The organism is Pyramidobacter sp. CG50-2 (genome assembly GCF_003612005.1).
Taxonomy (GTDB): Bacteria; Synergistota; Synergistia; order Synergistales; family Dethiosulfovibrionaceae; genus Pyramidobacter.
In genome coordinates this window covers 1-18,530 of record NZ_RAWT01000054.1, presented here as the reverse complement: position 1 = coordinate 18,530, position 18,530 = coordinate 1, and the positions used below count along the sequence as shown (strand labels likewise).

The window sequence follows — 18,530 nt, the reverse complement described above, 5'->3', positions numbered from 1 at the left end:
TGATCCTGCGGTTATCGTATTTTGCCGGGCGTCCACGTTGACCTGATTTCGGGTGTTCGGGCGGCAGCATTCTCTTGATTCGATTCCACTCGCTGGAGGTCAGTTCATATCTTCTCTCTTCCATGAGAAAAGTTTAAGCGATTGGATCGATTTAGGCAACTTTGACGTTTTTTAAACAAGCCCTAGTATAATTAAAAATATTTCCTCTGTCAACGGAAAATTTTTCGGTGCGGAAAAACGTCCCCAACGCGACCGGAAACGGAAAAGACGGGAACGCGCGCAAAAAAAATGACGAAACGCCCGCCGAGAGCGTCCCGTCATTGAAAAACGCGCGTTATTGCCTTTCCGTTTCCTCCAACAGCGAACGGTAACGGAACGTGTTCAGCACGTGCTCTTCCATCAGCCGGCGGCTGCGCTCGGCCTCGTGGGCCTCGAGCGCGTCGATGATCAAGGAATGTTCCTTCCAGCTCGGCACGTTTTCCCCCGTCGAACGCGTTCGTTCCCGATAAAAACGGGTATAAAGCAGCGTGTACATCGTGGAGCGCCAATAACTGCTGTTGAAGAAACGCAGCAGGTACACGTTGCCGGAAAAAGAGACGATCAGGCGGTGCAGTTCTTCGTTCAGCTGCGCGTACTGCGCTTTCTCCTCGGGAGTTTGCCGCTTTCGTCCGAACAGTTCCGCCTCTTTGGCGTTGATCGCGCGCAGCACCGTCACGTGTTCCGGCGTGCAGCCATGCGCCAGCCGCGCCGCCGCGGCGGCCCCCTCCACGGCGGCGCGGCTGTAGAAGATCTGCCGCATGTCTTCCGACGACAGCGCCGGCAGCAGATAGCCCTTGCGCCCCCGCTCCTTGACCAGGATGCCCTCCGCGACCAGCCGGCTGAGCGCGGTGCGCAGCGGCGTGCGGCTCATCGACAGCCGTTCGGACAGATCCGGCTCGAAAAGCCGCTGCCCGGGAACGATCTCGCGCTGACGGATCAGCTCCACCACGGTGTTGAACGCGCGCAGCTCGGCGTTTTGCTTCGACGCTTCTACCTCTTGGTCCATCGAAAATCTCCCTTCCGACGTCGCTTTCGACGCTCGAAAAACGTTCCTCCGGCAATGAAGCGCCGCCGAACGGGAACTCTCTTTCCGGATATCCGCTCTCTATTGGCCGGTGCGCGCGGCGAGACGGCGGCTTTTCAGCTTCCAGCGGCCGGAGTTGAAATAAAGCCACAGCAGCGCGCCGCGCACGCCCACGTCGAGATCCATGGCGTACCACGCGCCGGCCAGTCCCAGCCCCAGCTTGTTCACGAACAGCCAGGCCGCGCCCAGACGCAGCCCCAGCATGGAAAAAATGCCCAGCCACAGCGGCACGACCGTGTCGCCCGCGCCGCGCAGCGCGCCCGAGCTGGTCAGCGCCGCGCCGAAAAGCGTCTCCACCCACGCCACGATGCGCAGCGCCCGCGCGCCCTGTTCGATCACGGCCGCGTCGGACGTGAACACGCGGATCAGCCATTCGGCCCCGAAATACATGCCCGTGCTCACCACCGCCATCACGGCCAGGCAAAGATGGATGCAGGCCCGGCCCTCGGCCTCGGCGCGCCGTTCGTCGCCCGCGCCCAGAGCCTGACCGACCAGCGTCGTGGCGGCAATGGCGATGCCGTAAACGGGATTGTAGCACACGCCTTCGGCCGTCGTCGCCAGATAATGCGCCGAAACGGCCACCGTGCCCAGCGCGGAGATCACCGACATGTAGAGGATCTGCCCGCTGGAGAGCACGATGCGTTCGGCCGCGATCGGCAAACCGACTCGCAGCAGATCGTCCAGGCGTTTTTTCTCGAAGCGCAGGAACCGCGGCGCCGACAGCTCGAGCTCGTCCCGGCGCCGCCTCAGCGCCGCCGCCATGGCGGCGGCCGCCAAAACGATCGAAACCGCCGTCGACACCGCCGCGCCGCGCACGCCCCAGCCCATGCCCCACACCGGCAGGCCGCCCAGCCAGTCCAGATTCCGTCTGGGATAGATGAGCAGGAAGTTGCCCGCCACGTTGCACAGGTTGGCGGCGACGGAGATCTTCATCGGCGTCACCGTGTCGCCGGCGGACTGGAGCACGCCGGCCATCGTCCGCTCCGCCACGAGAAAGGGCAGGGACGCGCCGACGATGCGCATGTAGGCCGCCGCATCGGGCGCCACGTCGGGGGCGGCATGCATCAAGGCGACGTACAGGCCGGCGCCGGATTCGGCGGCCGTGGTCATGCACAGGCCGATCAGCGCGCCGAGCACGACCGCCTGCGCGGCGTAGCGCCCCGCCAGCGCGTAATCCTTCGCGCCCCAGCAGCGCGCCACCAGCACGGAGGCGCCGCCGGCAGCGATCATCGTCACCGCGTAGGCCAGCCACATCGGCTGCGCGTTCAGCGCCGCGGCCGCCGTCGCCACGGCCCCCAGCGAACCGACCATGGCCACGTCGACGATATTCACCAGCGTGAACATCACGTTTTCGAAGACAGCCGGCAGCGCCAGACGGATCACCCGCCTCAACGTGCCCCGACGTTTTTCTTCCATGCCCCTCCCCGTCCCTTCGCGCCCACTTTACCAGCTTCGCGGCGTTTTTGCAAAAAACAGACGGGCCGCGAAAAAAGCCGTCGATCGGAGTAATCGACGGCTTTTTTGTATATCATGTTTTTCCTCGCGGCGCCAAGCCGGCCGCTTTTCGGAACGGCGCGGGCGTTACCCGATTTTACTCGCCTTCGCCCTCTTCGATGTGGATCGTCCTCAGCTCGTAGTCGATCGAGCCCATGCCGATCTCGGCGCCGTGCTCGAACTGGGCGTGGGGAGCGGTAGTCGGATGAAGGAGCTGGAACTTGTCGTCGCCCTCGTGGAAATGATGTTCCTCTACAGCCGAACCCGAAGCGGCCATGACCATGTCGTAGCAGGCTTTGTCGAGCGCCACGGGATCGGTGCTGGCGGCGACGCCGATGTTGGGGACGATGGGCGTGTCGCTCCAGCCGCAGCAGTCGCACAACGGCGTGATGTCCATCATGACGTTGATGAAGAGGGGACGCACCTTGTCCTTAATCGCGCCCCAGGCGTACTCGGCCATGCGGCAGTTGAAGCTCGACTTGTCCTCGTCGGCCGTCCAGATCATGCCGACGGCCTGAGTGGGACAGACGGTCATGCACTCGCAGCAGCCCAAGCACGGCTCGGCGTGGATATGCGACGTCGTTCTGCCGGCGGCGTCTTTCTCCATCGTGATGGCGTGGCCGGGGCAGTTGCGGAAGCAGCGTCCGCAGCCGATGCACTTTTCCTCGTCGACTTCGAGATGGACGGCGTGCTGGGCCTTTTTGCCGCGGGCCGGCGCGCAGCCCATGGCGAGGTTCTTGATCGCGCCGCCGTAACCGGCCGCCACGTGTCCCTTGAAGTGCGAGACGACGACGAGCGCGTCGGCTTCGGCGACGGCGGCCGAGACTTCGACTTTTTCGAAGTACCGGCCGTCGAGCTCCACCTCGCGGAAATCGTTGCTCTTCAGGCCGTCGGCGATGATCAGCGGCGCGCCGGTGACTTCGTAGCCGAAGCCGTTCTCGATGGCGGTGATCAGATGATCGACTGAGTTCTTGCGGCTGCCCACATAGAGCGTGTTGCTGTCGACGAGGAACGGCTTGCCGCCGCACTTCTTGACCTCGTCCACGACGGCGCGGATGAAGATGGGGCGCAGATAGGTGTCGTTGCCCTTCTCGCCGAAGTGCAGCTTCACGGCCGTGAGCGCGTCCTTCGCGACGGTTTTTCTGAACTCGACGGCCTCGACGGCTTTTTTCAGCACGTCCACCTTGCTGACGCCGGGCGTGAAAGGCGCAAAATAGACGATCGACTTTTTATTTCCCATTGTGAAAATCCCCCCTGCGAATGTTTTCCGCAGCCGGCCGATCCCCCCGGGCCGCCCGCGGTCGTTCGACGAGAGTTTACCACATGAAGCGAACTCCAAGTCAAGCGGGCGCTTAAAATAAGCGATTTTACCGATTAGCATTTTCAGACATACTGGCTTATAATTTTCGATGAGACCCATCAGGATTCAAGGAGTGTTGCCGATGAAAAAAATTCTCTCGCTCGCCGCCGCGCTTTTGCTCGCGAGCGCCGCCATTTCCCCGGCCGGAGCCGTCGACGCGCTGTCGCTCATCACCGGCGCCGACGCGGGAACCGCCGCCGATGCGGCGACGTCCGCCGACCGGGGCGCCGGAAAAGACGAGACGCCTCAGCCTTATACGCCCTCCGCCGCCGATCCGGAGGCCTGCAGCAAGCGCCTCGCCGAGATCGAACGGACGCTGGCCGAATGGGAAAGCCTCAAAGCCGACGAAGCCGCCGCCCGTTTCGGCGTCACCGCCGAAGACGTGACGAGGCGCGTCGAAAATCTGACGCTGCTCAAAAACGCTTACCCGCGAATCATCAACGCCATCAGCCGCAAAAAGCAGGACGACGCCGACCTGGCCCGTCAGAAAGGCGACGCCAGCTCGCCCGAACTGACGCTGAACGACAAACCGCCCTACAAGCTCGGCTACTACGACGCGTACATCGGCAGCCTCGACGATATCCGCAAGCAGATCGACGACGCCAAAGAAGGTCTGGCGCGCTTCGACTCGTACGCCGCCGCCTCGCAGAAGCTCGTCGAGGATCGCGAAGCGGCGTGGCGCCTTGCCCGCGACAATTACCAGAAAGAGCAGAACCAAAAGACCTCCTGGCAGCTTCAGGGCGCCGCCTATCTGCTGGAAATCGCCCGCGCCCAGCTGATCCTCGACGGTTTCGAAAAAGAACGCGCCGCCACCGCGCTCGCGAAATACGAGCTGCAGTATCAGCGTCACGGCTATCTGCAAAAATACATCCGCGAGAACCTCGACCTGAGCGCGGAGGGCTTCGCCGCCCAGATCGCCGCGCTGAACGCCGAGATCAAAAAGCTGGAAGACTCGCGCCCGGCCCTGAACCGCCAGATCAAGCAGGCGGAAGCCGCCGCCGAGACGGCCGAAATGAAATACGCCGTCGTCAAAGACGACAAAGACAAGGACAGCGCCCAGCTGGAAATGAGTTACCGTACCGCCGAGCGCGACCGTTACCGCCTGCAGCTCGAACAGCTGCAGGAAACGCTGGTGCTCTACGCCGAACGCAAGCGCCTGTGGACGCTGCGTTACGACCTGGCCCGCGGCGCCGTCGACGAAACAACCATTCCCGCCGCCGTCAAAAACATGAACGCCGAAATAAAAACCCTCGAAAACAACCTGCTCGACGTGCAGAAAGACCTGCTCTCGCTGCAGAGCCGCCAGTCCGCCATCAGCAAGATGCTCGACAGCGGAACGACCGAGCCCAGATATCTGCCCGGGCTGAAAAAATACAGCTCCGCCGTACAGGCCTCTATCGACAGCTGCCTCAGTTACACCGCCGCCGTCATCTCGCTGTCCGCGCAGGAACGCGCTTTCGTCGGCGAGCTGCAGGAGACCTACAAGACCGTGTCCACCTTCGACAAGATCCACGCCTTCTGGAAAACGCACGCCGCCACGCTGCTCAACACCGAGCTGTGGCAGAGCGGCGGCTATGCCGTGCGCCTCAGGGAATTTCTGATCGCGCTCGCTATCATCGTCTTCGGCACGTGGGGGGCCCGCAAACTGGTGCACATGTTCTCATGGGCCGTGGGCAAATATTTCAAGTTCGACGAGACCAGCCGCCGCACCTTCGACCGCTTCGTGTTCTACCTCGCCGGCATCGCCATCTTCCTGACGGCGCTTCACATCGTCGGCATCCCGCTGACGGCCTTCGCCTTCCTCGGCGGCGCCGTCGCCATCGCCATCGGTTTCGGCGCTCAGAACATGTTCAAGAACCTCATGGGCGGCATCCTGCTGACGCTCAACCGCCCCTTCCGCCTCGGCGACGTCATCGAAGTGGCCGGCATCGCCGGCACCGTCACCGACCTGGGCGTACGTTCCACGCTGATCCGCACGTTCGACGAAAAGGAAGTCGTCGTCCCCAACAGCCAGCTGCTCGACAACCAACTCATCAACTGGAGCCTGTCCGACGCCCTGCTGCGGGTCGGCGTCGACTTCGGCGTCGAATACGGCACGCCGGCGAAGAACGTCCGCGACACAGTCCTGCGCATCGCCGACGCCAATCCCAAGATCCTCAAGAATCCCGCGCCGTGGCTCTACTTCGCCGATTTCGGCGACAGCGAGCTCGATTTCACGCTTTACTTCTGGGTCAACCAGAAGATCGCCAGCGGCATGAAGGTCAGCGGCGAGATCCGCGAGGCCATTCAGGAAGCCTTCGCCCAGGAAGGACTGGTCATGGCGTACCCGCACATGGACGTCAGCATTTCCTCCGCCAACGCGAAAAACGGCGCGCCCCAGGCCGCGGAGAGCGAAAAATAACGCGCCGCAAAAGCGCTCCCGCGCGGAACACAACGAGGGGATGCGGACGACTCTCCGGTCGTCCGCATCCCCTCTTTAAATTTGTCCTCTTGCTTTCCCGCCCGCGCGGCGCTACGGCAGTTCCCGGTGCGGGATCAGGGAGCGGTGGATCTTCGCCACGATCTTGCGGATCCGCCGCGGCGTCCCCGGCGCCACGCAGGGGCGGTGGGCGTCCTCGGGAAAGAAGACGGCGAACAGGCCGCCCGTGCAGTCCAGCATCAGCCCTTCGCCGCGGAAGAACTGGATGTCCCGTTTCCCGTCGTAGTCACCTGCCGGCGTCACCCGGGCCAGCGGCGCGCAGCCGATCAGCTCGTCGCCGGCAATCGTCGTCTGCACGTCCACAAACTCGCGGTGCGCCTCGAAAAGCGTCCGCTCGAGCGGCTTCGTCTCCGGCTCGTCGATGGAAAACCACGCCTTGCCGGGAATCAGCTCCGTGGTGCCGACCGGCAGCTCCTTCAGGTCGGCGCGGGCCAGCTGGCGCACGGCCCAGGCGAAGACCTCGCCGAGGCCGCTGTAATTCCTCGCGTCGTCGATATGCGCGTAAATCATGGACTCTCTCTCCTTCGGATAAAAACGCCGTTTATTTGAAACTGTCGAAAAGCGCTTTCACCTCGTAGCCGGCCACCCGGCGCGAGGCGAAAGAATCGTACAGGCGCATGGACGCTTCTTCGAGCGCCGCGGGGCGCACGCCGATGCGGATCGACTCGCGCGCTTCGATGTAGGCCGACAGCTTGTCGCAGACCTCGATGACGCGGCCGTCGACGGGATCCATCTCGTCGCGCCCCTCGGCGTCGGCGAGATCGCGGCCGATGACGCGCACGCGGCCGTTCGTGCGGACGCGGTTTTCGAACTCGTCCATGACCATGTAGAGCACGTCGTCGCGCCACGCCGGCGGCAGCAGCGGGAACAGGTTCTCCTCGACGCCGCGGCGTTCCAGCTTCTTGACCAGCTCGTCGAGCCCCTTGACGGAGCGCTTCACGGGCGAAATGATGTCGCGCGTCAGCACTTCCGGCAGATCGTGGAACAGGCCGCCGTAAAAATCGTTGCGCCGCCGCCGCGCGCCCGCGCCGATCTCCAGCGAGATGAGCCAGCTCAGCAGCGCGACCACCAGCAGATGGCCGAGCACCGACGTGGGCGGCAGGCGCTGGATCTGCGCCCAGCGCTTCTGGAACTGCAGCTGCCCGACGAGGCTGATCAGATCGTTGAAGGCGCTGTGTTCCGAGGAAAGGATGTCGCCCACCGCGGCGAGATCGCGGTACTTTTCGATCTCGCCCATGATCTCTTCGCGCGTCTTTTCGATGCCGTACAGAGGCTTGCTCCAATAGTAGATGAAGCCGAACTCCCAGCGCGTGGCGACGTAGTGCGCGGCGCCGAGGATGCGGTCTTCGAGGCTGTCAGGGACCGATCCGAGATAGGCGCGGCACTGCCCGCACAGCGGATAATCGAGCGGCGACAACAGCGGCTCGAGCTGGGCGTAGACCCAATCGTTGAGCTGACGCTGCTGCGCGCGGTCCTGCATGAGGCGGTGGAAGACGGGCGGCTTGATGTCGGTGACGAGCACGCGGTGCAAAAAGCTGAACGCGCCGTTGGCGATAAGCCGGTTCCAGTCGACGGCGCGGCCGCGATCCTCCTCGGCGCGGGCGATGAAATAGGCGATCATCGCCTTGTGCGCCTGCTTGTCGATCTCGGTGAACTGGGCCGTGCGCGGGTGGTCGTTCCAACGCTCGATGCTCGAGGCGGAAAAAATCAATTCCATCAGGCCTCTTGAAATCATGAAACGTTCGTCCCTCCTTCAGCGGGGATTCCGCACCGATTATAATGGATGGCGCCGTTTTATGACAGCCCGCCCCGTCTTCATGTATTATAATAAAGGATCTTCGCAAGCCGCTCGGCTTTCCGAGGACGAACAGGAGGTTTGACCATGAAAAAAATCATTCGGACGCTGCTGGCGTTTCTGGCCCTGACGGTCCCGCCGCTGGCGGCCGCCGCCGCGCCCTCGGTCTCCGCCGCGGAACAGGCGGCGGAGAAATTCTTCTTGAGCCGCAACTGGAAGTCCGTCGAAACGCTGCTCGAACAGCGGGAAAAACTCTCGCCGCGCGCCCTGTCGCTGGCGGCGAACGCGCTTTGGTATCAGTCGCGCTGGGGCGACGCTCTGGAATTGATGGAACGGATCGGCAGCCGCTATCCCAGAAGCGTCGTTCCCTATGCGAGCCTGCTCAAAGCGCTGGCGCTGGAACGCACCGAACGGCCCCGGGAAGCCTATCAGGCCGGGCTGGCGCTCTATCAGGCGAAATCCACGCCGCGGCTGGCGCGCTACTACGCCATGTATCTGCTCTTCCGCCTCACCGAGAACGTCGACGAGAAGGAAAAGTGGCTGCGGCGCATGGCCGACGCGACCGGCAGCGACGACCAGGAAGCGGAGATGCTGAGCGAGCTGGCCAGGCTCGGGCGCATGAAGTCCGCCGACGCGCTGCGCCTGCTCAAACTGGAGCCGCGCAACGCCGCCGCGCTCAAGATCGCCGCAAAAGCGCCCTCGTCGCTGCAGCGCAGCTACCGCCTCGGCTACGCCGCCTACCTCGCCGGCCGCTACCAGGACGGCGTCAACTTCCTGAGCCAACTCAAATGGGGCGGCGCTTACGGCGAGTCGGGGACCTACTATCTGGCCATGTGCTGGCAGCGCTTGGGGAAGCCGCAGCTGGCCGCGCCGTTTTTCGAGAAGCTCGTTTTCAAAAAAGACGGCGATTACGTGGCCCGCTCGCTCTCGCGCCTGTCGCTGATGATCGGCGGTCCGGCGGAAAAAGCGGCGCTGGCCGCCCTGCTCAAGGCCGCCGACGACAAAGACGCGTTCCGCGCCTCGTCGGCGCTCTATTCGCTGGCTACCAGCCGCTGGAGCAAAGCCGAAGAAGCCCGCGACGACTACATCGAACGCTTTCCCAGTGGGACGCGCGCGAACGCGCTGCTTTGGGGCAAGGGCTGGGACGCTTTCTGCCGCAAAGATTACGAGACGGCGCTGAAAAACTGGAAACTTTCGGCCGCTCACCCCGGCGACCTGAGCGCCGCCCGCCTGCTCTACTGGCACGTCAGAGCGCTGAACGCTCTGGGGCGCGCCGGCGAAGCGGAAAAATACGAGAAAGAACTGGGAGACGACCACGCCCTGAGCATCTACAGCTTTATGGCTTTCGACGGCGGCTCGCTCAAAATCGCCGACGCGCCGCTGCCGGAGGACCTCGCCCCCGCGCCCGCGAGCGAGCTGGAACGCTGGGGCTTCATGACCCACGCCCGCATGCTGCTGACCGGCAGAAACGACCTGCCCAGCCGGATGCGCCGCTCTCAGTTGGCCCGCTGGCTCGGCCTCGAGGGGCCGGCGTACGCCGACCTGCACGGCGCCATCGAGAGCAAACTGAAAGGCCGCGAGATTCCCCGCCCTCTGCTGGAGCTCGTCTACCCGCGTCCCTACCGCGCCGCCGTCGAGGCGCAGGCCGAAAAATACGGCGTCGATCCGCTCCTGGTCTGGTCGATCATGAAGCAAGAAAGCTCGTTCGATCCCCGCGCCACCAGCTGGGTGGGCGCGGCCGGCCTGATGCAGCTCATGCCGGCCACGGCGGCCGGCGAAGCCAAAAAGATCGGCCTGAAAAAGTACAGCTCCTACAATCCCGCCGACAACATCGCCATGGGCGCGTCGCACATCGGCGGCCTGATCGCCCGCTTCAAGCGCCTCGACTGGGCCGTATCGGCCTACAACGCCGGCGGCGGCAACGTGAACAAGTGGAACGCCGAACGCGGCGGCTGGGAGCAGGACGCCTGGATGGAAGGCGTTCCCTTCCGCGAGACCAACGATTACGTCAAAAAAGTCCTCGGCAACTACGAAGTGTACAAAAAGCTCTACGGCGACTTCTACGCCAGGCAGAAAGAGAAGCGCGAAGCCGCCCGGAAGGCGGCGCCCGGCGATCAGACGCCGCCCGTCCATGAGTAAGCCCGTCTGCTGGATCGCGGGAGCCGGCGAGTTTTACGCCCCCGCCTTCGCACCGCTGCCCGGCGATTACGTGATCGCGGCCGACGGCGGCTATGAATCGCTGCGCCGCCGCGGCGCGACGATCGACATGGCGCTGGGCGACTTCGACTCGCTGGGCTATGTGCCCGAACACCGCAACGTCGTGCGCTGCAATCCCGTCAAGGACGACACCGACATGGCGCTCGCCGTCAAAGAAGGACTGTCGCGCGGCTACGAGCGCTTCGCGCTGCTGGGGGGGCTTGGCGGTCGGCTGGCGCACACGCTCGCCAACCTGCAGACGCTGATGTACCTTTCGCGCCGCGGCGCGCGCGGCTTTTTGGCCGGAGAAAACGAGACCGCCACGGCGCTGACCGACGGCGAACTGCGCTTCAGCGCCGCGCACCGCGGCTACCTCTCGCTGTTCTGCCTGAGCGAGCCGGCCTGCGGCGTCACGCTGCGGGGCCTCAAATACGAACTGACGGACGCCGTGCTGGAAAGTTCCGTCGCCCTCGGCGTCAGCAACGAATTCACCGGCCGGGAAAGCTCCGTGGCCGTCGCCCGCGGCACGCTCGTCGCGCTGTGGCAGGACGGCCGTCTGGAAGAAATGCTGCGCGCTTGACGCGGGCGCCGCAGGGACTATAATTTCAAACGGGAACTCCATCACGCAGGGGAGTCCGCACAGGCGGGCTGAGAGGAGGCCGCTCGGCCTCGACCCTTTGAACCTGATACGGGATCATGCCGGCGAAGGAAGCGCTTTCTGAAAAATGACGGGGGAGAGCCGGCGCGCCGGTTCTCCCCCGTCATTTTTCTGCGGCGAGAATCGCCCCCGCGGCGAACGCCCCTGGTGAACACCTCTGATGGAAAGAAGGGAAACTGATGAACTGCTCAAGAGAATCGCTGCGCCTCTACGCCGTCACCGACCGCCATTGGCTGGGCGCGAAAACGCTGGCGCAGGCGGTGGAAGAAGCGCTGCGCGGCGGCGCCACGATGGTGCAGCTGCGCGAGAAGGATCTGCCCGACGGCCTTTTTCTGGCCGGAGCGCTGGCGATCGGATCCGTCGTGAAAAGATACAACGTGCCGCTGATCGTCAACGACCGCGTCGAGATCGCGCTGGCCTGCGGCGCCGACGGCGTCCACCTCGGACAGGACGACGCGGATCCGCGCGCGGCGCGTCTGCGGCTCGGGCCGCGCAAAATCATCGGCGTCTCGGCCCACAGCGTGGCGGAGGCCGTCGCCGCCGAGCGGGACGGCGCCGATTATCTCGGCTCGGGGGCGTTGTTTCCGACCGGCACCAAGGACAACGCCGCCGCGCTGCCGCTGGACGAGCTGAAACGCATCGCCGCCGCCGTCTCCATTCCCGTCGTGGGCATCGGCGGCATCACGGCGGACAATCTGCCGCGGCTGAAAGGCACGGGGCTGTGCGGCGCGGCCGTCGTCTCGGCGCTCTTCGCCGCGCCCGACGTCGAAGCGTCGGCGCGCCGCCTGCGCCGCCTCGCCGACGAAATCTTCGGCGCCTGAAATTTTTCCGCAAAGGAGTCTTTCCGATGATATGCAAAGTCCTCACGATCGCCGGTTCCGACTGCTCCGGCGGCGCCGGCGTCCAGGCCGACCTCAAGACCATGGCGGCCCACAAAGTGTACGGCATGAGCGCGATCACGGCGCTGACCGCCCAGAACACCACCGGCGTCTTCGGCGTGCTCGAAGCCTCGCCGGAATTCGTGGCGCAGCAGATCGACTGCGTCTTCGACGACATCCGCCCCGACGCCGTGAAAATCGGCATGGTGTCCAGCGCCGCCATCATCTCGACCATCGCCGCCCGGCTCAAGGCTTTCGGTGCGCGCAACGTCGTCGTCGACCCCGTCATGGTCGCCACCAGCGGCTCGCGCCTGCTCGACGAAGACGCGACCGGCGCGCTGCGCGGCGAACTGCTGCCATTGGGGACGGTAATCACGCCCAACATCCCCGAGGCGGAAGCGCTCTGTGGCTTCGCCATCGCCGATCACGGCGACATGGAACGGGCGGCGCGGCGCCTCGCCGCCGGCCTGGGCGGCGCCGTGCTGATCAAGGGCGGCCATCTGACCGACTGCGCCGACGACCTGCTCCTCAGCGAAGGACGCCTCGTCTGGCTGAATTCGCCGCGCCTGGACAATCCCAACACGCACGGCACGGGCTGCACGCTCTCGTCGGCCATCGCCTGCCATCTCGCCATGGGCCGCGGCGTCGAAGAAAGCGTGCGCCGCGCCAAAGCCTACGTCACCGGCGCGCTGCGGGCCGGGCTGGATCTCGGGCGCGGCTCGGGGCCGCTCGACCACGCCTGGGCCGTCAGAGAAGCGGACTGAATACTGGTTTTCAATGATGGCTTCCCATTGAAAATGCGGCGCTTCGGAGCGCCGCCGCGCGCTGCCGGCCGAAACGTTTTTCCGACTCTGCCGGAGTTGAAAACCATTTTTCCCAACTTCGATTTCTACGCTGGATCGTCACGTTGACACCGTGAGATGCCATTGTTATAATTTCGAAAAATCGCATAAAAAAATTTAAATAGCCACAGAACGGCCGTCAAAAGCTGACGGTATCATACACACAAGACGAGGTGTTTGCGCATGTCGTTATGGATCCGCAACGCGGCGATCGCCACCATGGACCGCGAGAACCCGGCCGCCGATTCGGCGGTCGTCGTCGGGGATTTCTTCGCGTACGTGGGCAGCGACAGGGGGGCGGAAGCCTATCTGCAGGAGCATCCGCAAAAAGATCTCGAAGTGCTGGACTGCGGCGGGGCGTTTTTGATGCCCGGCTTCAACGACAGCCACATGCACTTCCTCCATTACGCCAAGTCGAAGCTGGGCGCCGTCGATCTGTGCGGCACGAAATCCGTCGGCGAAGTGGTCGAGCGCATGAAGAAGGGGCTGGAGAAGTACGACCCGGCCTCGGGGCTGTGGCTGCTCGGCGAGGGCTGGAATCACGACTACTTCGCCGACGAGAAGCGTTATCCCGCGGCGGCCGATCTCGACGCCGTGACGGCGGAGTACCCGCTGCTGGTCATGCGCACGTGCTTCCACGTCGGCGTGCTCAACTCCAAGGCCATGGAGCTGATCGGGCTCGACAAGGCCGCGGCGGAGAAGATGGGCGATTTCGCCGGCAAAAATCCCGACGGCACGCCCGACGGCGTCGTCAAGGAACACGTCGTCGACAACATCAAGGCCAACCTGCCCGCGCCCGATTTGAAAACGCTGCTGGACATGGTGCTGGCCTGCCAGAAGGATCTGTTCGCCCGCGGCATCACCAGCATCCAGTCGGACGACTTCAAGTACACGCCCGACGGCTGCGCCTACGAGATGATGCGCCTGCTGCGCGACGCCTCGGAGGACGGGCGGCTCAAGGTGCGCTGGGGCGAGCAGGCGCTGCTGCCCACCAAGGCCGAGATCGACGAGTTCTTCGACCGCAAAGGCTGCGACGACAGCTACGGCAACCGCAGCTTCAAGATCTCCACGGTCAAGCTGCTCACCGACGGCTCGCTCGGGGCGCGCACGGCCTACATGCGCCAGCCCTACGCCGACGATCCTTCGACGCGCGGCCTGCCGACCTACACGCAGGAAGAACTCGACGCGCTGGTACTGAAGGCGCACGAGAACAACATGCCCGTGGCCATGCACGCCATCGGCGACGGCGCCATGGAAATGGCGCTGAACTCCATCGAGCGCGCCCGCAAGGCCATGCCTTACGTGCACCCGCGCCACGGCGTCGTCCACTGCCAGATCACCGACCGGCGCCAGGTGGAGCGCTTCAGGGAGCTCGACGCGATCGCCTTTATCCAGCCGATCTTTATCGACTACGACATGCACATCGTTTTCGACCGCGTCGGCAAAGAGCTGGGAAGCACGTCTTACGCCTGGAAGGATTACATCGAATCGGGCGTGCACGCGCCGTTCGGCACCGACGCGCCGGTGGAAGACTTCAACCCCATGCGCGGCCTGTACTGCGCCGTCACCAGCCGCGACCTGAACGGCGAGGGGCCGTTTTTGCCGCGGCAGATCCTCAGCCGCGAGCAGGCGCTCTACGGCTACACGGCGGCGGGCGCCTGGGCGACGCGCGACGAGGACGTGAAGGGCAAGATCAAACCCGGCATGTACGCCGACTTCATCACGGTGGACCGCGACCTGCTGAAATGCCCGGAACGCGACATCCTCGCCGCCACGGTCACGGCGACGTATATCGGCGGCGAAAAAGTGTTTTAAGGGGCCGCGCACGCGGATAAAACGACTTTTCTCAGGGGGGAAAACAAAAAAATGGCGGACAATCAGAATCTCGTTTCTCAGCTCAGTTCCGAAAAGACGGAGTTCAAGCGCGAGATCACGCTGTTCGGCGGCGTCAGCATCCTCGGCGGCATCATGATCGGCGGCGGCATCTTCTATCTCGGCTCCTACGTTTTGCAGCGGGCCGGCTTCAGCCTCGGGCTGGCGCTGCTGTGCTGGTTCGTGGGCGGCGTCATTTCGCTGCTGGGCGGCCTGTGCTTCGCCGAACTGGGGGCGATGATCCCCAAGGCCGGCGGCGTCACGGTGTACCTGAACACGGCCTACCACCCGCTGGTCGGCTTCATCAGCGGCTTCAACAGCTGGCTCCTGACCGGCCCCGCTTCGTTGGCCGCGGGCGCGGTGGCGCTGACGGCCATGTTCGGCCTCGGCGGCGTGGCGGCGCAGATCGTCGCTTCCGCCATCCTGATCGCCTTCACGGCCTACAACTGCTTCGGCATCAAGCGAGGCTCCGTGCTGCAGAACGTCACGATGGTCGCCAAGCTGATCCCCATCTTCATCATCATGGGCTCGGCGTTTTTCATGGGCGACGTCTCGCCCGACCTTTCCTTCACGCCCATGGACGGGCCGGTTCCGTTTTCCAAGGTGCTGAACATGATCGGCTTCGCCACGCTGGCGACGCTGTGGGCTTACGAGGGCTGGACGAACCTCAACGCCGTCACCGAGGAGATCAGGGACCCCAAGCGCAACCTGCCGCTGTCGCTGATCATCTCCATCTCCGGCATCGCCGTGCTCTACATGCTGTTCAACTACGCCATCTACCGCGTGCTGCCTCTGGCCGAGATCCGCGCCATGATCGAGGCGAAAAAGCTCTATCTGGGCACCGAAGTCGCCCTGCGCCTGCTGGGCGGCGCGGGCGGCATCCTCGTCACCGTGGGCATGATCGTCTCCATGCTCGGCTCCATCAACGGCATGGTCATCGCCTTCCCGCGCAACTACTACGCCATGGCCAAGGAAGGGCATTTCTTCCGCTCGTTCGCCAGGCTTCACCCCGCCTACAAGGTCCCCACCGCGCCGATCCTCTGCCAGTGCGCCATCTCCATCGCCTACATCTGGGTGCGCAGCCTCGACCAGCTCACCAACCTGGTGGTCTTCGGCTCGATGCTCATCAACGTGCTGATCATCGCCGCCGTGCTGGTGCTGCGCAAAAAGCTGCCCGACCTCGAGCGTCCCTACAAGGTGTGGGGCGGCGCGTTCACCGTCTGCCTGACGCTGCTGATCAATTTCGGCATGATGCTCAATACGCTGGTCAACGATCCCGTCACCTGCGTCACCGGGCTTTCCGTCCCCTGCGTGGCGGCCTGCGTTTACTTCTACTTCGGCTTCAGGAACAAAAGGGAAGAACAGCGGTAAGCTTCCGCACGGCCGAAAAACCGCGCCGCGGAGCAGGACGGCCCGTCCTGTTCCGCGGCGCTTTTGCGACGGAGCGGAACGCTCCATCGGAGGTACGAAAAAAATGAAAAAATTCGCCCTTGTCAACGGAAAAATCTACGTGGAGCGCGGCCGCTTCGCGCAGGCGCTTTACGCCGAAGACGGCGTGATCCGCCTCGTCGGACGCGACGACGAGATCGGGTCGGCCGCCGGGCGCGGCGTGGAAATCTTCGACTGCGAAGGCCGCACGGTGATCCCCGGCCTCAACGACAGCCACATGCACCTGCTCGGCGTCGGCATGGAGATGTCGCAGCTGCGGCTGAACGGCGCGCGCTCCGTCGGCGAGATCGTCGCGCGCGGCCGGAAGTTCCTCGCCGAGCATCCCGATCTGTGCCGCCACGGCGTCGCCGGTATCGGCTGGAACCAGGACCTTTTCGACGAAGGCGAAAAGCGCCTGCCCAACCGCCACGATCTCGACAAAATCTCCGCCGACGTTCCTATCGTCGTCGAGCGCGTCTGCCGCCATATCGCCGCCGTCAACACCAAAGCCATCGAAATGCTCGGCCTGGGCAAAAATTCGCCCCAGTACGAAAACGGCGAGTTCGAGCTGGAAGCCGACGGCTTCCCCAGCGGCGTCTTCAAGGAACAGGCCGTCGTTCACGCCAGCCGGCTGATTCCGCCGCACTCCGCGGCCGAATACGAGGACATGTTCGTCAAAGCCGCCGATTACGCCGTCGCCCACGGCCTCACCAGCGTGCAGTCGAACGACGCCGGCTTCGTCCCCGTTCCCGTCGGCGCGCTGCTGGAGATCGTCGCCCGCGCCCACGCCGGCGGCCGCACGGCGCTGCGCTACCGCCATCAGATGACCTTCCGCAGCGTCGGCGACTTCGAAGACTTTCTGCGCGGCGGCGCGCGCGAAAAATATCACGATCCCGCCGCCCACGTCGAGATCGGGCCGCTCAAGCTCTTCAAGGACGGCTCGCTGGGCGGCCGCAGCGCCGCCATGAGCCGCGATTACCGCGACGATCCCGGCAACCGCGGCGTGGAAACGCTCTCCAACGAGGAGATGGACCGCTTCTGCCGGGCCGCCCGCGACGCCGGCGTGCAGGTCATCACCCACGCCATCGGCGACCGGGCCGTCGCCGACACGGTCGCCTGCTACGAGCGCGTCATGGAGGGCGGGAAAAACCCGCTGCGCCACATCGTCAACCACTGCCAGATCACCGACCGCCCGCTGCTCGAACGCATCGCCGCGGACCGCCTCTGCGTCGCCTATCAGCCGATCTTCCTCGACTACGACATGCACATCGCCGAGTCGCGCTGCGGCGCGGAGCTGGCGAGCACGTCCTACGCCTTCGGCACGGCCGCCGCGCTCGGCATACCCGTCGGCTACGGCACCGACGCGCCGGTCGAGGACTGCAACCCGTTCCCCTGCATCTACTCCGCCGTCACCCGCATGGACCGCCTCGGCCGGCCCGAGGGCGGCTGGTTCCCGCAGGAGAAAGTCGACGTCGAGACGGCGATCGACGCCTACACGGCCGGCAGCGCCTATCTCGAATTCCACGAACGCGACAAGGGACGCCTCAAGCCTGGCTTCGTCGCCGACCTGGCCGTGCTCGACCGCGACATCTTCGCCTGCCCGATCGAGCAGATCCGCGAGATCCTGCCCGCGGCGACCGTAATCGGCGGCGAGATCGTCTACCGCCGCTAGAGCCGCGTTTTTCCGGAACGGGACGCCGGAAGCGCGGCGTCTCCTTTTCCGCGGGCGAAAGAAAATGTTCCACGTGGAACATCCGCTCATGAAACGTTGAAAAAACCGCGACCGCCACGCATCGAAAAAAACACGTCCCGGCGCGGCAGTCATAAAACAAACGGAAAGGCGCGGACCGAGAGACGAATCCAGTCCGCGCCTTTCATACGATTTCTTACGGTTTCCCCGCCTGCCGGGCCCTCCCCGAGGCGCGCAGCAGGCGTTCCAGTTCCGCCATGCGCGCTTTCAGTTCGGTCTGTTGGCGAGCCTGCGAAGCCTTCAGTTCCGCAATTTCCTGAGCCTGCGAAGCCTTCATCTCCGCCATCTCGTGCTCCATCGAGGCCACCTGGGCCTGCAATTCGGCGTTCTCCTTCTGCATCACGTAGACGCTGCCGATCGGGCCCTTGCGGTAGCGCGCCGGGATCGCGTCCTTGTCTTCCCTGCGCCCGATCTTCCACGTCAGCCCGGCGTTGGCCATCGACTCGCCGTGGTCGGAAATCGACACGCCGGCGTGGACCATGAAGTCTTCCCTGACGTAATGCGCCACGCCCAGCGCCAGCGCCCACGTGTCGCGGTAGTTGCCGAAGCCGGCCATGATCTGGCTGGGTTCGACGGGATCGTACTGCATCGGTTTCAGGCCGGCGAGGGCGGAGCCGAGCGCTCCGGTGGTCTTGATTTCGCCTCTCAGTTCGCC

14 protein-coding genes and 1 riboswitch are annotated in these 18,530 nt (G+C 64.5%); of the genes, 8 read left to right on the top strand and 6 right to left on the bottom strand.

What is annotated here, in order from left to right; all coding sequences use genetic code 11:
- Positions 1–334: 334 nt before the first annotated feature.
- From D7D26_RS10175 to D7D26_RS10165, 3 genes are all read right to left on the bottom strand, one after another.
- The gene (locus D7D26_RS10175; RefSeq protein WP_120372964.1) at positions 335–1,045 is read right to left on the bottom strand and encodes a GntR family transcriptional regulator; all 711 of its coding nucleotides are present in this window, start codon (positions 1,043–1,045) and stop codon (positions 335–337) included.
- A 99-nt stretch (positions 1,046–1,144) separates the two neighbouring features.
- Positions 1,145–2,539, bottom strand: a complete 1,395-nt coding sequence (locus D7D26_RS10170) for an MATE family efflux transporter (protein ID WP_120372963.1) — start codon at positions 2,537–2,539, stop codon at positions 1,145–1,147.
- 175 nt (positions 2,540–2,714) lie between these two features.
- Positions 2,715–3,857, bottom strand: coding sequence for a DUF362 domain-containing protein (locus D7D26_RS10165; RefSeq protein WP_120372962.1), 1,143 nt, complete (start codon positions 3,855–3,857; stop codon positions 2,715–2,717).
- Between the two features lie 202 nt (positions 3,858–4,059).
- Here D7D26_RS10165 and D7D26_RS10160 point away from each other — a divergent pair, with 202 nt between their 5' ends.
- Positions 4,060–6,378 carry a mechanosensitive ion channel domain-containing protein gene (locus D7D26_RS10160; protein WP_158606342.1) on the top strand — a complete coding sequence of 773 codons (2,319 nt, stop codon included), beginning with the start codon at positions 4,060–4,062 and terminating at the stop codon, positions 6,376–6,378.
- Positions 6,379–6,489: 111 nt separating this feature from the next.
- On the opposite strand, the gene D7D26_RS10155 is transcribed toward D7D26_RS10160, so the two are convergent.
- Positions 6,490–6,966, bottom strand: coding sequence for a YhcH/YjgK/YiaL family protein (locus D7D26_RS10155; protein WP_120372960.1), 477 nt, complete (start codon positions 6,964–6,966; stop codon positions 6,490–6,492).
- Positions 6,967–6,997: 31 nt separating this feature from the next.
- Positions 6,998–8,191, bottom strand: a complete 1,194-nt coding sequence (locus tag D7D26_RS10150) for an HD domain-containing protein (protein WP_120372959.1) — start codon at positions 8,189–8,191, stop codon at positions 6,998–7,000.
- Positions 8,192–8,338: 147 nt separating this feature from the next.
- Between D7D26_RS10150 and D7D26_RS10145 the strand changes: the two genes are divergently transcribed.
- The 7 genes from D7D26_RS10145 to D7D26_RS10115 all read left to right on the top strand — a co-directional run bounded on the left by D7D26_RS10145 (position 8,339) and on the right by D7D26_RS10115 (position 17,797).
- Positions 8,339–10,390 carry a lytic transglycosylase domain-containing protein gene (locus tag D7D26_RS10145; protein ID WP_120372958.1) on the top strand — a complete coding sequence of 684 codons (2,052 nt, stop codon included), beginning with the start codon at positions 8,339–8,341 and terminating at the stop codon, positions 10,388–10,390.
- Positions 10,383–11,027 (top strand): thiamine diphosphokinase, encoded by a 645-nt coding sequence (locus D7D26_RS10140; RefSeq protein WP_078015707.1) that lies wholly within the window; start codon positions 10,383–10,385, stop codon positions 11,025–11,027. Before D7D26_RS10145 ends, D7D26_RS10140 begins: the two co-directional genes overlap by 8 nt.
- 37 nt (positions 11,028–11,064) lie before the next feature.
- Positions 11,065–11,175: riboswitch (TPP riboswitch) on the top strand.
- A 109-nt stretch (positions 11,176–11,284) separates the two neighbouring features.
- Positions 11,285–11,926, top strand: a complete 642-nt coding sequence (gene thiE, locus D7D26_RS10135) for a thiamine phosphate synthase (protein WP_120372957.1) — start codon at positions 11,285–11,287, stop codon at positions 11,924–11,926.
- Between the two features lie 26 nt (positions 11,927–11,952).
- Positions 11,953–12,747 (top strand): bifunctional hydroxymethylpyrimidine kinase/phosphomethylpyrimidine kinase, encoded by a 795-nt coding sequence (gene thiD / locus D7D26_RS10130; RefSeq protein ID WP_120372956.1) that lies wholly within the window; start codon positions 11,953–11,955, stop codon positions 12,745–12,747.
- A gap of 261 nt (positions 12,748–13,008) precedes the next feature.
- Positions 13,009–14,640 (top strand): amidohydrolase, encoded by a 1,632-nt coding sequence (locus D7D26_RS10125; RefSeq protein ID WP_120372955.1) that lies wholly within the window; start codon positions 13,009–13,011, stop codon positions 14,638–14,640.
- Between the two features lie 51 nt (positions 14,641–14,691).
- Complete coding sequence (locus D7D26_RS10120) at positions 14,692–16,068, top strand: APC family permease (RefSeq protein WP_120372954.1); 1,377 nt, start codon at positions 14,692–14,694, stop codon at positions 16,066–16,068.
- A gap of 103 nt (positions 16,069–16,171) precedes the next feature.
- The gene (locus D7D26_RS10115; RefSeq protein WP_120372953.1) at positions 16,172–17,797 is read left to right on the top strand and encodes an amidohydrolase; all 1,626 of its coding nucleotides are present in this window, start codon (positions 16,172–16,174) and stop codon (positions 17,795–17,797) included.
- A gap of 214 nt (positions 17,798–18,011) precedes the next feature.
- Here D7D26_RS10115 and D7D26_RS10110 read toward each other — a convergent pair.
- A partial coding sequence (locus D7D26_RS10110; RefSeq protein ID WP_199674765.1) for a YadA C-terminal domain-containing protein occupies positions 18,012–18,530 on the bottom strand: 519 nt, incomplete at its 5' end.